This is a genomic window from Falsirhodobacter deserti (genome assembly GCF_004015795.1).
Lineage (GTDB): Bacteria > Pseudomonadota > Alphaproteobacteria > Rhodobacterales > Rhodobacteraceae > Falsirhodobacter > Falsirhodobacter deserti.
Genome location: NZ_ML137218.1, coordinates 872,840 through 886,724, shown reverse-complemented (window position 1 = coordinate 886,724; position 13,885 = coordinate 872,840). Strand labels below are relative to the sequence as shown.

At 62.7% G+C, this 13,885-nt stretch carries 15 protein-coding genes and 1 tRNA gene; 10 read left to right on the top strand and 6 right to left on the bottom strand.

Going from position 1 to position 13,885, the window contains the following annotated elements; genetic code table 11:
* Nucleotides 1–70: 70 nt before the first annotated feature.
* The 4 genes from JX25_RS15330 to lipA all read right to left on the bottom strand — a co-directional run bounded on the left by JX25_RS15330 (nt 71) and on the right by lipA (nt 3,406).
* Nucleotides 71–493 carry a DUF6538 domain-containing protein gene (locus tag JX25_RS15330; RefSeq protein WP_421780161.1) on the bottom strand — a complete coding sequence of 141 codons (423 nt, stop codon included), beginning with the start codon at nt 491–493 and terminating at the stop codon, nt 71–73.
* A 141-nt stretch (nt 494–634) separates the two neighbouring features.
* Nucleotides 635–709: transfer RNA gene (locus JX25_RS04500), tRNA-Asn, on the bottom strand.
* A 228-nt stretch (nt 710–937) separates the two neighbouring features.
* Nucleotides 938–2,386 (bottom strand): IMP dehydrogenase, encoded by a 1,449-nt coding sequence (gene guaB, locus JX25_RS04495; protein ID WP_128253884.1) that lies wholly within the window; start codon nt 2,384–2,386, stop codon nt 938–940.
* 72 nt (nt 2,387–2,458) lie between these two features.
* Nucleotides 2,459–3,406: a lipoyl synthase gene (gene lipA / locus JX25_RS04490; RefSeq protein ID WP_128253883.1), complete on the bottom strand. Its 948-nt coding sequence runs from the start codon at nt 3,404–3,406 to the stop codon at nt 2,459–2,461.
* A gap of 155 nt (nt 3,407–3,561) precedes the next feature.
* On the opposite strand from lipA, the gene JX25_RS04485 reads away from it, so the two are divergent.
* Nucleotides 3,562–4,110 (top strand): peroxiredoxin, encoded by a 549-nt coding sequence (locus tag JX25_RS04485; RefSeq protein ID WP_128253882.1) that lies wholly within the window; start codon nt 3,562–3,564, stop codon nt 4,108–4,110.
* 34 nt (nt 4,111–4,144) lie between these two features.
* Here the strand turns inward: JX25_RS04485 and JX25_RS04480 are convergent, their stop codons facing one another.
* On the bottom strand, nt 4,145–5,152 hold the full coding sequence (locus JX25_RS04480) for a DUF6456 domain-containing protein (protein WP_128253881.1): 1,008 nt from the start codon (nt 5,150–5,152) through the stop codon (nt 4,145–4,147).
* 215 nt (nt 5,153–5,367) lie between these two features.
* On the opposite strand from JX25_RS04480, the gene JX25_RS04475 reads away from it, so the two are divergent.
* The 9 genes from JX25_RS04475 (at nt 5,368) to JX25_RS04435 (ending at nt 12,806) form a co-directional block, all read left to right on the top strand.
* Nucleotides 5,368–5,643, top strand: a complete 276-nt coding sequence (locus tag JX25_RS04475) for a DUF6477 family protein (RefSeq protein ID WP_128253880.1) — start codon at nt 5,368–5,370, stop codon at nt 5,641–5,643.
* Nucleotides 5,644–5,682: 39 nt separating this feature from the next.
* Nucleotides 5,683–7,245 carry a glutamine-hydrolyzing GMP synthase gene (gene guaA / locus JX25_RS04470; protein ID WP_128253879.1) on the top strand — a complete coding sequence of 521 codons (1,563 nt, stop codon included), beginning with the start codon at nt 5,683–5,685 and terminating at the stop codon, nt 7,243–7,245.
* A 114-nt stretch (nt 7,246–7,359) separates the two neighbouring features.
* Entirely contained in the window at nt 7,360–7,605 is a 246-nt protein-coding gene (locus JX25_RS04465) for a hypothetical protein (RefSeq protein ID WP_128253878.1), read from the top strand.
* Nucleotides 7,606–7,647: 42 nt separating this feature from the next.
* Nucleotides 7,648–8,559 carry a DMT family transporter gene (locus tag JX25_RS04460; RefSeq protein WP_128253877.1) on the top strand — a complete coding sequence of 304 codons (912 nt, stop codon included), beginning with the start codon at nt 7,648–7,650 and terminating at the stop codon, nt 8,557–8,559.
* Between the two features lie 11 nt (nt 8,560–8,570).
* Complete coding sequence (locus JX25_RS04455; RefSeq protein ID WP_128253876.1) at nt 8,571–9,440, top strand: ATPase; 870 nt, start codon at nt 8,571–8,573, stop codon at nt 9,438–9,440.
* 27 nt (nt 9,441–9,467) lie between these two features.
* On the top strand, nt 9,468–10,385 hold the full coding sequence (gene metA / locus JX25_RS04450) for a homoserine O-acetyltransferase MetA (RefSeq protein WP_128253875.1): 918 nt from the start codon (nt 9,468–9,470) through the stop codon (nt 10,383–10,385).
* Complete coding sequence (locus JX25_RS04445) at nt 10,360–11,292, top strand: alpha/beta fold hydrolase (protein ID WP_128253874.1); 933 nt, start codon at nt 10,360–10,362, stop codon at nt 11,290–11,292. Before metA ends, JX25_RS04445 begins: the two co-directional genes overlap by 26 nt.
* A 43-nt stretch (nt 11,293–11,335) precedes the next feature.
* Entirely contained in the window at nt 11,336–12,202 is an 867-nt protein-coding gene (ppk2, locus tag JX25_RS04440) for a polyphosphate kinase 2 (protein WP_128253873.1), read from the top strand.
* The gene (locus JX25_RS04435) at nt 12,195–12,806 is read left to right on the top strand and encodes a TetR/AcrR family transcriptional regulator (RefSeq protein WP_128253872.1); all 612 of its coding nucleotides are present in this window, start codon (nt 12,195–12,197) and stop codon (nt 12,804–12,806) included. Before ppk2 ends, JX25_RS04435 begins: the two co-directional genes overlap by 8 nt.
* On the opposite strand, the gene JX25_RS04430 is transcribed toward JX25_RS04435, so the two are convergent.
* Complete coding sequence (locus tag JX25_RS04430; RefSeq protein ID WP_128255174.1) at nt 12,803–13,876, bottom strand: ABC transporter ATP-binding protein; 1,074 nt, start codon at nt 13,874–13,876, stop codon at nt 12,803–12,805. The two genes, JX25_RS04435 and JX25_RS04430, sit on opposite strands and share 4 nt — an antisense overlap.
* Nucleotides 13,877–13,885: the final 9 nt, after the last annotated feature.

Genomic DNA, 13,885 nt, shown 5'->3' with positions numbered 1-13,885 from the left:
AAAGCCGCTCCCGATTTGCCTCGGAAGCACGATGGACCACCGCATCAGGGGGGTCCCTTTTGGAAGCCGATCACCCCAATACGGGGTCCTTTTTGCATGCCGGTTCACAGGCAGAACTCCTGTCACAAAGAAAAAGCGCATCACGCAGTGAGGCACGAGCGGCAGACTCGATTGAGAGTGAGGCTTCGGCTGCTGCTCGGCTGCGGGGGCCCGTGAGGGCGCGCAAGCAATCCGCCGCCTCGATTTCGAGGCGGGCGTAGGTCACCAAGATTTTCGTCATCTCTTCGGGCGACACGCCAGACTCCGCTACGAAGCAGAGATCGCTGATCGCCGTTACACGTCGTGCGAGCTCTGCAGCTTCGCGGGGGACATGTGTCCGCAGGGGGAAACAAAAAAATGAGGTTTTAAACCGGTTTGATACCGCACGAGGAACACGCCTGCGCCAGTAGTAACCGGTTTTTCGAAGTTCCAGATGAGGCTGTGTCCTTGTCACGAAGACGTCTCCTTCTCGGAGGTGTCGTGCACGGACGGAGGATCTTGTGCAAAGCTCAGTGCAGAGCTTTGTGCAATGCCCTCCGAAGCAAGATCGCCTTAGGAGGGTTTTCGTAGCAACTTCAGCAACTTGCGGAAGTTTTGGCTCCGGCGGTAGGGATCGAACCTACGACCAATTGATTAACAGTCAACTGCTCTACCGCTGAGCTACGCCGGAACACGAGGGAGGGTTTACCCATACCTGCGGGGGGTGTCCAGAGGGAATGACACAAAAAATGCAATTTCCTGAAAATTTCTTCCCAATCAGTGCAATAGCCTGAAGACCCAACAATCAGGACTATGTGCTGGCGGCCAAAAGACCGGAAAATCAGGGGAGGCCGCTGGCAAGAACTGTCGCAGCAGGCGCCAAGTGCCGGCGCGTGAAGATACGCGCCGGCGTAAGGGATCAGCCGATCCGGTAGTTGGGCGATTCCCGCGTGATCTGCACGTCGTGGACGTGGCTCTCACTCAGTCCGGCATTGGTGATGCGCACGAAAGTGCAGTTGCGACGCATCTCGGCCACGGTTCCGTTGCCGGTATAGCCCATGGCAGCTCGCAGCCCGCCCACAAGCTGGTGCACCACGGCGCCCGCCGTCCCTTTATAGGGCACCTGCCCCTCGATCCCCTCTGGCACCAGTTTGTCCGACGCGGCATCCTTCTGGAAATACCGGTCAGCCGAACCACGCGCCATCGCGCCGAGGCTGCCCATTCCGCGATAGGATTTATAGCTGCGGCCCTGATACAGGATCACCTCGCCCGGGCTTTCATCTGTTCCGGCAATGGCCGATCCGACCATCGCGCAGGACGCCCCCGCCGCGATCGCCTTCGCAAAATCGCCCGAGAACTTGATGCCGCCATCCGCAATGACCGGAACGTCGCCGGCGGCGCTTGCCGCATCCATGATCGCCGTCAGCTGCGGAACGCCCACGCCCGCAACGATACGCGTCGTGCAGATCGATCCCGGACCGATGCCCACCTTCACCGCATCGGCGCCCGCGCCGATCAGCGCGCGCGTCGCCTCGGCCGTGGCGACATTGCCGGCAACCACCTGGACGTCACCGCCAAGCGCCTTCACCCGCTCCACCGCCTTGGCAACACCGGCAGAGTGGCCATGCGCGGTATCGATCACCACCATGTCCACGCCTGCGTCAATCAGCGCCTGCGACCGTTCGAAGCCTGCATCGCCCGTCGTCGAGGCTGCGGCAACGCGAAGCCGCCCCAGATCGTCCTTGCAGGCATTGGGGTTCAGAACCGATTTTTCCGTATCCTTCAGCGTCAGAAGACCGGTCAGCTTGCCCTGCCCGTCCGTCACCAGCAGCTTTTCGATCCGGCGCGCCTTCATCAGGTTGATGGCGGTGTCGCGGTCCGCCGGCTCCTGCAGGATGGCAAGGTTGTCGGTGGTCATCATGACGGAAACGGGCGTGCGATCATCGGAAGCGAACCGCATGTCGCGGTTGGTCACGATGCCGACCACGCGGCCCGCCTCGTTCACGACCGGAAAACCCGTCACGTTATAGCGGGCCCGCAGCGCCTTGGCATCGGCCAGCGTCTGATCCGCCCGCAGCGTGATCGGCTTGTAGACGATACCGCTTTCGAACCGCTTCACGCGGCGGACCTCATCGGCCTGCTGGTCAACTGTCAGGTTGCGGTGGATTACACCCATCCCGCCAGCCTGCGCCATGGCGATGGCCATGCGCCCTTCGGTCACGGTGTCCATTGCCGACGACAGCAGCGGGATGTTCAGCCGGATCGCCCGCGTAACATATGTGGACACGTCAGCGTCCGATGGCAGCACCGTGCTGGCTGCCGGAACAAGAAGGACATCGTCGAAGGTAAGCGCCTCGCGAATCTCCATGGGGCATCTCCTTGGGAGGGTTCGTTTGACGGTTCCCTGTTTCACGCCCCTATGGAAAAAGCAAGCCTGCTGTCAGGCCCCCAGCCGCGCAAGGCGCGCCGCGCGCAGCCGTTCGAAATCATCACCTGCATGATAGGAGGACCGCGTCAGCGGCGTTGAGGAAACCATCAGGAACCCCTTGCCGTAGGCCGCCTTCTCGTAGCTGGCGAATTCTTCGGGCGTGACGAAGCGATCAACGGCGTGGTGCTTCGGCGTCGGCTGCAGATACTGCCCGATCGTCAGGAAATCCACATCAGCCGCGCGCATGTCATCCATGACCTGCCGCACCTGAACGCCATTCTCCCCCAGCCCGACCATGATGCCGGACTTGGTAAAGATCGTCGGATCCAGTTCCTTCACGCGCTGCAGCAGGCGCAACGAATGGAAATACCGCGCACCCGGACGCACCTCCAGATACAGCCCCGGAACGGTTTCAAGGTTGTGGTTGAACACGTCCGGCTTCGCCGCGACCACCGTTTCCAGAACGGAATCGTCGCATTTCAGGAAATCCGGCGTCAGAATCTCGATCGTGGTCGAAGGGGAGCGGTGCCGGATCGCGCGGATCGTCTGGGCAAAATGCTCCGCCCCGCCATCCTGCAGATCGTCACGATCGACCGACGTGACGACGACGTGGTTCAGCCCAAGCTTGGCCACGGCATGCGCAACGCGGCCCGGCTCGAACGCGTCAAGGTTCTGCGGCTTGCCGGTGGCCACGTTGCAGAAGGTGCAACCGCGGGTGCAGATCTCGCCCATGATCATCATGGTGGCGTGGCCCTGGCTCCAGCATTCGCCGACATTGGGGCAGCCCGCTTCCTCGCACACGGTGACGAGGCGGTTTTCCTTGATGACGTCACGCGTCGCCTTGTATCCGGCCGAAGTCGGGGCCTTCACGCGAATCCATGAAGGCTTCTTTGGCTGGGCATTGTCGGCACGGTGCGCCTTCTCGGGGTGACGCTGGTCCGGGATCTTGAGGTCGCGCACGGAAAATTCCCCCCTTGCGGCAATCTTTGCAGGACATAGGCCCAAAGCGCGACCGATGCAACCGAGCCGCTTGATCGCATTCAACGCTTTCTTTAGCTTGCGCTCCGGGGAGGAGCAGGCGATCCGTCAGGATCATTGTTCCAGAGGATGACAATATGAAGACGGGTGTTAAGCTCCCTCAGGTAAAGTTCCAGACGCGCGTGCGTGACGAAAGCATCGGCGGGCCGAACCCGTTCCGGTGGGAAATGAAGACGACCGAAGACTACTTCGCAGGCAAGCGCGTCGTGCTTTTCGCCCTGCCCGGCGCCTTCACGCCCACATGCTCCACCTATCAGCTTCCGGGGTTCGAAAAGGGCTTCGCCAACTTCCAGGAACAGGGCATCGACGAGATCTACTGCCTGTCGGTCAACGACGCCTTCGTAATGAACCAGTGGGCAAAGGCCCAGGGGCTGGAAAACGTGAAGGTCATCCCGGACGGTTCGGGTGAATTCACGCGCCGCGTCGGCATGCTGGTGCGCAAGGACAACCTCGGCTTCGGGCTGCGGTCCTGGCGTTATGCCGCCGTTGTGAACAACGGTGTGGTGGAAGCTTGGTTCGAAGAGCCGGGCCTGTGCGACAACTTTGGCGAAGATCCCTACGGCGAATCCTCGCCCGAGAACGTGCTGAACTGGCTGCGCGAAAACGCCAAGGCAGAAGCCGCGTGACGCAAAAGGGCGCCCCCGCGGGCGCCCTTCTTTCTTATCCGATCATCGGGCCGCGCCCGTGCATCTCGGCATAATGACGGCGCAACCGCTCCAGCCCGATGCGAAGAACGACCTTGCCCGACCGGGCGGCCCAGCCCATCCGTTTCTCGCAAGCCTCCAACCCCTCAAGATAGCAGCAAACGCGCAGCACCACGTCACCAAGGCCCCGGCCCAGATCGCGCAGCGCCGCTGCCACACGATCACGCGCCGCTGCCGGACCGCGCGATGTGCCGCCATTCGTGCTGCGTGCACCGCCGTCAAGGAACCTTTCCCAGTTCTGGGTTGTGCCGGGGGCCATCTGCGCCAGCTCGAAATCCTCGCGCAGGCGTTCGGCGGCAGCCACCAGTTCGGCCGGCAGAAAGGGCTTGCCGCCCTTGTCACGGCGGCGCCCCATCTGCGCCACGGGCGTTTCCATCGTGCCATAGCGCGGCAGCGACGCGCCGGTCCAGTCAAAGCCCGCAGGCGCTTCGGCCATGCCCGACTGCTGACGGATATGCATCCGGCCTTCCTGCGTCAGTTCATACATGCTGACACGGCCTTGCTTGCGGCAGGCGATCCAGTCTTTCAGCACAAAAGCCTCGGCCACTTCGCGCGCAACAACGGCAAGCTGCGCCATCTTTCCGTCGGCCAGTTCGCGCACCACGACTGCCTTTTCCACCCCCGGGGTAAAGGCCAAAACCGCGCCCGGCTCTGCCAGCCGCCTCAGAACACGGTGCGCCTCGGCCTCGATGGTGGCCAGATCTGCGGGCATGCGAAGCGGAAGGGTCATGGACGTGTCCTTGGCATAAAAGGCGGAGTAAAGTGTAAGGGCGGAATCCATCAGCGGATCGTCGCGGCGGTTTTCGTAGCGGCGGACCTGCCGCATCACTGTGGAGGCATGAACCCCTGTCCGTCGGGCCAATTCCCGAAGCGACTGCCCCGCTTCGGTGTGATCAAGATAAAGGTGCACCGCAGCCGGCAGCCAGTCAGTTCGCTCTGGGGGGATCGGGTAAGAAGGTCCCATCGTTTTCTTCCTTGTCCCGGCCTTGCCGGCCTTATTTATGACACAATGCGACCATCGAACAGCGTGGTTACTGCAAAGTTAACACCGCGCCTGTAATTGATAATTATTGTAAAACTCTGAATATTTATTGTTGCACCCGTGCGGTGCTTCATCTGTTCCGGCAACATCCGGTATTCTTGGTGCAGATTGTGTCTTGCCATCACGGAGACACAAATATGACCGATTTTCGCAACATCCTCGCCAATCTTTCCCGCCCCCGCCTTCTGGTGCGCGCTGCGCGGCTGGGCATTGATGAATACCGCCGCGAACGGGACCTGCGCCGCCTTACGGATCATTCGCGCCCCGAATCGGCCCTGCCCCGCCTGCTGGAAACCGAAGCGCGGCTGGAAGAAACGCGGCTGGCCGGTGACGCGTCCTATTCCGTTGCCCGCCATGTGGAAGTGCTGATCGCGCTGATGGCAGAGGTGCGCCTGCTTCCAAGGCTCGTGTGACCCCTTGCGGAAAAGGGGCTTTGTGCCTAATGCCGGATCATGACCCAGCATGATCGCCTTCTCATCATCGACTTCGGCTCGCAGGTGACGCAGCTTATCGCGCGCCGCCTGCGTGAGTTGAATGTTTATTGCGAAATCCACCCCTTCAACAAAGTTGACGACACCTTCCTGGCGGAGTTTGCGCCGAGGGCGGTGATCCTGTCGGGGGGGCCGTCCTCGGTCTTTGCCGAAGGTGCGCCGATGCCGCCCGCCAGCGTGTTCGACTTGGGCGTGCCGATGCTTGGCATCTGCTATGGCCAGCAGGTCATGATGCACTGCCTTGGCGGCAAGGTGGAACGCGGCCACAACACGGCAGAATTCGGCCGCGCCTTCGTGACGCCCTCCGATGATCGCATCCCGCTGCTGGACGGCTGGTTCGGCGCATCCGACGGCCGCGAGCAGGTGTGGATGAGCCATGGCGACCATGTCTCCGCCATCGCCCCGGGGTTCGAGGTATACGGCACCTCCCCCAACGCACCCTTCGCCATTACCGCGGATGTTTCGCGCAACTTCTATGCCGTGCAGTTCCACCCCGAGGTGCACCACACCCCCAAGGGCGGCAAGCTGTACGAAAACTTCGTCAAGCTGGCAGGCTTCACCGGCGACTGGACGATGGGCGCCTACCGCGAGGAGGCGATCCGCAAGATCCGCGAACAGGTGGGCGACCAGAAGGTCATCTGCGGCCTGTCGGGCGGGGTTGATTCCTCCGTGGCCGCCGTCCTCATCCACGAGGCGATCGGCGATCAGCTGACCTGCGTTTTCGTCGATCACGGCCTGCTGCGTCAGGGCGAGGCGGAGCAGGTGGTCACCATGTTCCGCGACCACTACAACATGCCGCTGATCCACGCTGATGAGTCGGAACTGTTCCTTGGCCAGCTTGAAGGCCAGTCGGACCCCGAAACCAAGCGCAAGATCATCGGCAAGCTGTTCATCGACGTGTTCCAGAAGCACGCGGCCGAAGTCGGCGGCGCGACCTTCCTGGCGCAAGGCACGCTTTACCCCGACGTGATCGAATCGGTCTCGTTCTCGGGCGGGCCGTCGGTCACGATCAAGTCGCACCACAATGTGGGCGGCCTTCCCGAAAAGATGGGCCTGAAGCTGGTCGAACCGCTGCGCGAACTGTTCAAGGACGAAGTCCGCGCCCTCGGCCGCGAGCTTGGCCTGCCCGACAGCTTCATCGGTCGCCACCCCTTCCCCGGCCCCGGCCTCGCGATCCGCTGCCCCGGAGAGATTACTCGCGAAAAGCTGGAAATCCTGCGCAAAGCGGATGCGGTTTATATCGACCAGATCCGCCGCCACGGTCTTTATGACGAGATTTGGCAGGCCTTCGTCGCAATCCTCCCCGTCCGCACAGTGGGCGTGATGGGCGATGGACGCACCTATGATTTCGCCTGCGCCCTTCGCGCAGTAACCTCGGTTGATGGCATGACCGCGGATTACTATCCGTTCACCCATGAATTCCTTGGGGAAACGGCCACGCGCATCATCAACGAGGTGCAGGGCATCAATCGCGTCACCTACGACATCACGTCGAAGCCTCCGGGCACGATCGAATGGGAGTAACGCCCCAAGGCGTTTTCCGGTTCCCGAACTTTTTGTGAATCCATGCCATGACGCTAGGCGAAAGCCCGACGTCATGGTAAACATCGTTCAAATCCCTAGAAAATCGGGCGGACGATGATCGACTTCCTGCGGCGCAGCGGCAAGTGGCTGGCAACGGCGGAATATACGGTGATGATGGGTGCGATCTGGCTTGGGCCGATGCCCGTTCCCGTCTTCCGCCTTTCCGCGAACGAGGCGTGCCGCACCGCCCTCCTGATCCTGCTTTGGGCTGCAACGGCACTGCTGACGCTGACCAGCCTCGCCTTCGGTCCCCTTCCCAGCCCCCACAGCGTTGCCAGCTGGCTGCAAGCCCTCGTTTGATTGCATCTCGCCGGATGCAGCGGCGGGTGCTAGGACAGGAAGATGCAGCAACGTTCACTTTCCACCCGTGCATGGCTTGAGCTTTCGTCAATCGCCTTGTTCTGGGGCGGATCGTTCCTTGCAATCAGCCTTGCGCTGGACAGCATCGGACCGCATTGGCTGGTCGCGTGGCGCTGCACAGGCGCGTTCCTGATCCTGCTGATCTATGCCCGCCTGAAGTCACTGCACGTGCCGATGGATCGCCGTTCGCTGGCCGGATTCTTTGTCCTCAGCCTGTTCAGCAACGTGATTCCTTTCTCGTTGATCTCATGGGCGCAGATCACGGTTCCAAGCGGGCTCACCTCCATCATCAATGCCTCCACGGCGATCTTCGGCGTGGTTGTCGCGTCCATCGCTTTTGCGGATGAGCGCCTGACGCCGCGGCGGCTTGCGGGCGTTCTGATGGGCTTTGCAGGCGTGGTCATCGTGATCGGGCCGGACCTTCTGCGCGGGATGGACCTGACGTCGGCAGGCCAGCTTGCGCTGGTCGGCGCGTCACTCAGCTATGCCATCGGTGGGGCAGTTGGGCGCCGCGTCGGGCGCGGGTTGCCGCCGCAAGTGACGGCGCTGGGCATGCTGGGGGCGTCCAGCCTTCTGGCGGTGTTTCTTGCCCTGCTGACGGAAGGCGCGCCCACCATGCCAACTCCGGTCAGCGCAGGGGCGCTTTTGTATCTGGCAGCCCCCGCGACGGCGCTGGCATATCTGATCTTTTACCGCCTTCTGACAACAGCGGGGGCCGGCAACGTCAGCCTCGTGACGCTGCTGGTTGCGCCGGTGGCGGTGCTGCTGGGGGCGCTGGTTCTGGATGAAACGCTGCCGCCGCGCGCCTTTGTGGGCTTTGCCGCCATCGGCCTTGGCCTTCTGGTGCTGGACGGACGCATCCTTTCGCGTGTAGCCCGTAACAGACCCGCGTGAAGGAGGCCGACATGACCCTGCCAACCCCATCCGAGTGGCGCTCGGCCAGCCGGAAGCGCGTGCTGCTGTTCGGCATGTCCGGCCTTGGCAAAACCCATGTTTCCAGCCTGCTGCGCGGCGCGGGGGACTGGTTCCACTATTCCGTCGATTATCGCATCGGCACGCGGTACATGGGCGAACACATCGCCGACAACTTCAAGCGCGAGGCGATGAAGGTCCCCTTCCTGCGCGACCTGCTGCTGAGCGATTCGGTCTACATCGCCTCCAACATCACGTTTGAAAACCTTGCCCCGCTTTCCACCTATCTGGGCAAGCCGGGCGATCCGGTCAAGGGCGGGCTGCCCATCGCTGAATACCGCGAAAGGCAGGTCCAGCACACGCGGGCCGAAGTGTCGGCCCTGCTGGACACGACCCCTTTCATCCGCCGGGCGGAGGAGCTTTACGGCTATTCCAACTTCGTGTGCGATTCGGGCGGCTCCATCTGCGAAGTTGTCGATCCCGAAAGCCCCGACGATCCCGTGCTGGAGGAGCTTTCGCGCAACCTGCTGATGGTCTGGATCAAGGGGTCCGAGGCGCATACCGCCGAACTTGTCCGCCGGTTCGATCGCGCGCCCAAGCCGATGTGCTATCAGCCGCAATTCCTTGAGGCATGCTGGACACGATATCTGGCGGAAAAGGACGTGACCGAAGATCGCGTTGATCCGAACGATTTCATCCGCTGGACCTATGCCCGCGCCCTTGCCCACCGCCAGCCCCGTTATGAAGCGATGGCCCGCCGCGGCGTCACCGTCACGGCCGAACAGGTGGCGGACCTGCGCGATGCGGACAGCTTCGTGGACCTGATCGCGGAGGCACTGGAAAAACGGGCCGCAGGGGCGTAGATACCCAGCCTCAGAAAGGTTCAAGCCATGCCCATCACCCTGCCAGAAACCCTCCCCGCCTTTGACATCCTTTCGCAGGAAGGCGTGATGGTCATGTCGCCGGGACGGGCCGCGATGCAGGACATCCGCCCCCTGCGGATCGGGTTGCTGAACCTGATGCCCAAGAAGATCCAGACGGAAAACCAGTTCGCCCGCCTGATCGGCGCGACGCCGCTTCAGATCGACCTGTCGCTGATCCGGATGACCGAGCATCAGACGAAGAACACCGCGGCCGAGCATATGGAAGCCTTCTATCGCCCCTTCCAGGAGGTGAAGGAGGAGAAGTTCGACGGCCTGATCATCACCGGCGCCCCGATCGAGCATCTGCCATTCGAAGAGGTGACGTATTGGGACGAACTGCGCGAGGTGTTCGACTGGACCCAAACCAACGTTCATTCCACCTTCGGCGTCTGCTGGGGCGGAATGGCGATGATCCACCATTTCCACGGCGTGCAGAAACACATGCTGGGTGCAAAGGCCTTCGGCTGCTTCCGGCATGACAACCTTGCCCCCACCTCCCCCTTCCTGCGCGGCTTTTCCGATGATCTGGTGGTGCCCGTCAGCCGCTGGACCGAGATGGACCAGCGCGAGATCGACAGCAAGACCGGCCTTGTGACCCTTCTGGGTTCGGATGAAACCGGCCCTTGCCTCGTGGAGGACGCGTCGCATCGCGCGCTTTATATCTTCAACCATCTTGAATATGACAGCGATACGCTGAAGCAGGAATATGATCGCGATGTGGCCGCAGGCGTGCCAACGGCGGTGCCGGTGGACTATTATCCCGGCAACGATCCCGCACAGCGCCCCCGCAATCGCTGGAGAAGCCACGCCCACCTTCTATATGGCAACTGGATCAACGAGATATACCAGAACACGCCATATGATCTTCAAGCTATCGGCGCTTAGCCTTTTCCTGTGCCTTGCCGCCTGCGGCCCGATCGCCGAAGCGCGGTCGGACAGGATCGAGGCGCGGAACCAGCCAAAGGGACAGATGATCGATGTGGCCGGCGCCACCATCCATGCCGAGGTGACGGGCCACGGGCCCGATCTTGTGCTGATCCACGGTGCAAGCGGATCCACCCGCGACATGGCCGATCTGGCGGCGCGGCTGTCGGACAGGTATCGGGTGATCCGGCTCGACCGGCCCGGCCTTGGCTATTCCACCGATCTTGGCAGGATCGGGGAAAGCCCGCTGGTGCAGGCTGATTACCTGCGGGCCGCCGCCGCGCGGCTGGGCGTGCGCGATCCCATCGTGCTGGGCCACAGCTATGGCGGTGCGGTGGCGATGGCCTGGGCGCTGGAGGCGCCATCCGAAACCCGTGCTGTGGTTCTGCTTGCCGGCGCCATTCTGCCGTGGGAGGGGGGGCAGGACCGTTATTACAGCCTGACCGCCAGCCCTGAAGCGCAGGCAACCATCGTGCCGCTTGCCGCTGCCTTCCTGCCCGACTGGGCGCTGCATCGCATCATCGCCAACCTGTTCTCGCCCAACACGCCCCCGCCCGGCTATGCCACGGACGCCGGGGCGGAAATGGCCCTGCGGCTGGACGCGATGCGCACCAACCTGCGCCAGCTTGACCGGCTGAAGCCGCATCTTTGGCTGATGTCGCCGAACTATCGCAAGCTGCACATGCCGATCGAGGTGGTGCACGGTCTTGAGGATCATGTCGTGGACTACGCCATCCAGTCGGCCGAACTGGGCCGACTTCCGAACGTTCATGTGACGGCGCTGCCCGGCATCGGGCACATGGTCCATCACGCCGCGCCGGATCAGGCCATCGCCGCCATCGACCGCGCCGCCGCCCGATCCGATTGAAAGCCGCCCTCGTTCCCGCGATACTTGGCCAAAAGGAGCCCCCATGACCCATTCCTTCGAAGGTGCGATCACCCGATACCTGAACGAAGGCGCCCCCGAAGAGGTGCGCGAGGCGATCCGCAAGGCGGGCAAGGACGATATCCTCGCGTCCAACTGGCCACACCCCGAGGAGATGGACAAGAAGGACTACAAGGCGCAGATGGACGGCCTTCAACGCCAGCTTGTCCGGATGGCCGCCGATGTGAAGGAAACCGGAAAGCGCCTGCTGGTGGTGTTCGAAGGGCGTGATGCCGCAGGCAAGGGCGGCACCATCAACGCGATGCGAGAGAACCTGAACCCGCGCGTGGCCAATGTCGTGGCGCTTGCATCCCCCACGGAACGCGAAAAGGGCGAGTGGTATTTCCAGCGTTACGTCCAGCGGCTTCCGGCGGCGGGGGAAATCGCCCTGTTCGACCGCAGCTGGTACAATCGCGGCGTGGTGGAAAAGGTGTTCGGCTTCACGACCGATTCCGACCGCGAGCGGTTCTTCAGGCAAGTTCCCGATTTCGAACGGATGCTGGTGGAAGACGGGATCACCCTTGTGAAGCTTTGGCTGAATGTCAGCCGCGCCGAGCAGCTTCGCCGCTTCCTTGCCCGCGAAACCGACCCGCTGAAGCAGTGGAAGCTGAGCCGCGTCGACGTGGAAGGGCTCGCGAAGTGGGACGACTATACCGCTGCAATCGAGGAAACGCTGCAACGGACGCATTCGCCGGTCGCACCTTGGACAGTCATCCGGTCTGACGACAAGAAGCGCGCGCGGATTGCGGCGGTGCAGACGGTTCTGCGCTCCCTGCCCTTTGACGGGCGCGATCCTGACGTGATCGGTACACCCGATCCGTTGATCTGCGGAGGGCCGGAGATCCGTGGCTAGGCGCGGCTATCACCACGGCAACCTTCGGCAGGCACTGGTCGAGGCCGCACTGGCGCTGATCACCCAAAAGGGTCCGCAAGGCTTCACCCTCAGCGAGGCGGCAAAGCAAGCCGATGTCACCCCCGCCGCGGTGTATCGCCATTTCGCCGGCCGCGAGGAATTGCTGGTGGAAGTGGCGCGCCAGGGCTTCGATATCTTCGGCGCGCTGATGGAATATGCCTTCGACGATGGCAAACCTTCGGCACTGGCAGCGTTCGAAGCCGTGGGCCGCGCTTATCTGGCCTTCGCGCGGAAATATCCCGGGCATTATCAGGCGATGTTCGAAAGCGGGATTTCCGCCCAGAAGCACGCGGATCTTGCCCTTGCATCGCGCAAATCCTCGGCCGTTCTGGAACGCGCGGCCGAGGCGCTTTCGGCCCATATTCCACCCGGGAAACGTCCGCCCGCCGCCATGTTCTCGGCCCATGTCTGGGCCATGAGCCATGGCGTGGTGGAGCTTTTCACCCGCGGCGAGGCAAGATCGCCCTTTCCGGCGGAAGACCTTCTGGAAGCCGGCATAGGCATCTATCTGCGCGGCCTTGGGCTTCTGCCGCAGGACACCTAGCGGAAAAGGATCAGCGCGCCGGGGTTCCAGCCCACGCGCACCCGCACCCCGCGATCAAAGACCGGCCGCCCGAACACGTTGCGCGCCGAAAGACGGACCGTTTTGGAACTGCCATCGATGCGCACATCGTAATAGGTCATGTCGCCGTAATAGACGACTTCTTCCACCACGGCGGACACCTCTCGGTCGCCCCATGCCTGACCTTCATAAAGCAAGGTCAGGATTTCGGGGCGGAAACCGATCGCCGTGCCGGCATCGCCGTCGTCGGCCACCTGATCCGCACCGAAGCTCAGCCGGCCGAAGCCCTCGGCCTCCACCTCCACCACAGCGTCGCTTTCGTTCAGCACGGTGGCGGGTAGGAAGTTCATCGTGCCGATGAAATCCGCCACCTTGCGCGAATTCGGGCGGCGATACAGCGTTTCGGCATCCGAAAGCTGCGCGATCTGCCCCTCGAACATCACGGCGATCCGGTCGGACATGACCAGCGCTTCTTCCTGATCGTGCGTGACAAGGATGAAGGTGATGCCGACCTGACGCTGCAAGCGGATCAATTCCACCTGCATCTGTTCGCGCATCTTCTTGTCCAGCGCCGAAAGCGGTTCGTCCAGCAACAAAACCTTGGGCTTCAGGATCAGCGCCCGCGCCAGCGCCACACGCTGCCGCTGGCCGCCCGACAGGGCGTGGGCTGCGCGTGCGCCAAAGCCGCGGAGGCCGACCATGGTCAGCGCTTCCTCCACCTTCCCGGCAAGCTCGGCCTTGGGCAGGCGCTGGCGGCGCAGGCCGAAGCCCACATTCTCGGCAACGGTCAGGTGGGGGAAAATGGCATAGCTTTGAAAGACCATGTTGGTCGGGCGCTTGTTGGCCGGAACATCGGCCATGTCGCGGCCGTCCAGCAGAACGACCCCTTCCGAAATGCCCTCGAACCCCGCGATGGTGCGCAGCAGCGTGGTCTTGCCGCAGCCCGACGGCCCAAGAAGCGAGAAAAACTCCCCCTCGCGGATGGTGGCGTTGATCCCGCGCAGCGCGTGGTAGTCGCCATACCACTTATGAACGTCCCGAAACTCGATCATCGTGGGGGC

Bases quoted from the DNA above. Each gene is read 5' to 3' on its own strand.
- metA (WP_128253875.1), top strand. From the start codon at position 9,468: ATGCCCATCACCCTGCCAGAAACCCTCCCCGCCTTTGACATCCTTTCG.
- ppk2 (WP_128253873.1), top strand. From the start codon at position 11,336: ATGACCCATTCCTTCGAAGGTGCGATCACCCGATACCTGAACGAAGGC.
- JX25_RS04455 (WP_128253876.1), top strand. From the start codon at position 8,571: ATGACCCTGCCAACCCCATCCGAGTGGCGCTCGGCCAGCCGGAAGCGC.
- JX25_RS04460 (WP_128253877.1), top strand. From the start codon at position 7,648: ATGCAGCAACGTTCACTTTCCACCCGTGCATGGCTTGAGCTTTCGTCA.
- JX25_RS04475 (WP_128253880.1), top strand. From the start codon at position 5,368: ATGACCGATTTTCGCAACATCCTCGCCAATCTTTCCCGCCCCCGCCTT.
- guaB (WP_128253884.1), bottom strand. From the start codon at position 2,386: ATGGAGATTCGCGAGGCGCTTACCTTCGACGATGTCCTTCTTGTTCCG.
- JX25_RS04480 (WP_128253881.1), bottom strand. From the start codon at position 5,152: ATGGGACCTTCTTACCCGATCCCCCCAGAGCGAACTGACTGGCTGCCG.
- JX25_RS04485 (WP_128253882.1), top strand. From the start codon at position 3,562: ATGAAGACGGGTGTTAAGCTCCCTCAGGTAAAGTTCCAGACGCGCGTG.
- JX25_RS04430 (WP_128255174.1), bottom strand. From the start codon at position 13,876: ATGATCGAGTTTCGGGACGTTCATAAGTGGTATGGCGACTACCACGCG.
- JX25_RS04465 (WP_128253878.1), top strand. From the start codon at position 7,360: ATGATCGACTTCCTGCGGCGCAGCGGCAAGTGGCTGGCAACGGCGGAA.
- JX25_RS04445 (WP_128253874.1), top strand. From the start codon at position 10,360: ATGATCTTCAAGCTATCGGCGCTTAGCCTTTTCCTGTGCCTTGCCGCC.
- guaA (WP_128253879.1), top strand. From the start codon at position 5,683: ATGACCCAGCATGATCGCCTTCTCATCATCGACTTCGGCTCGCAGGTG.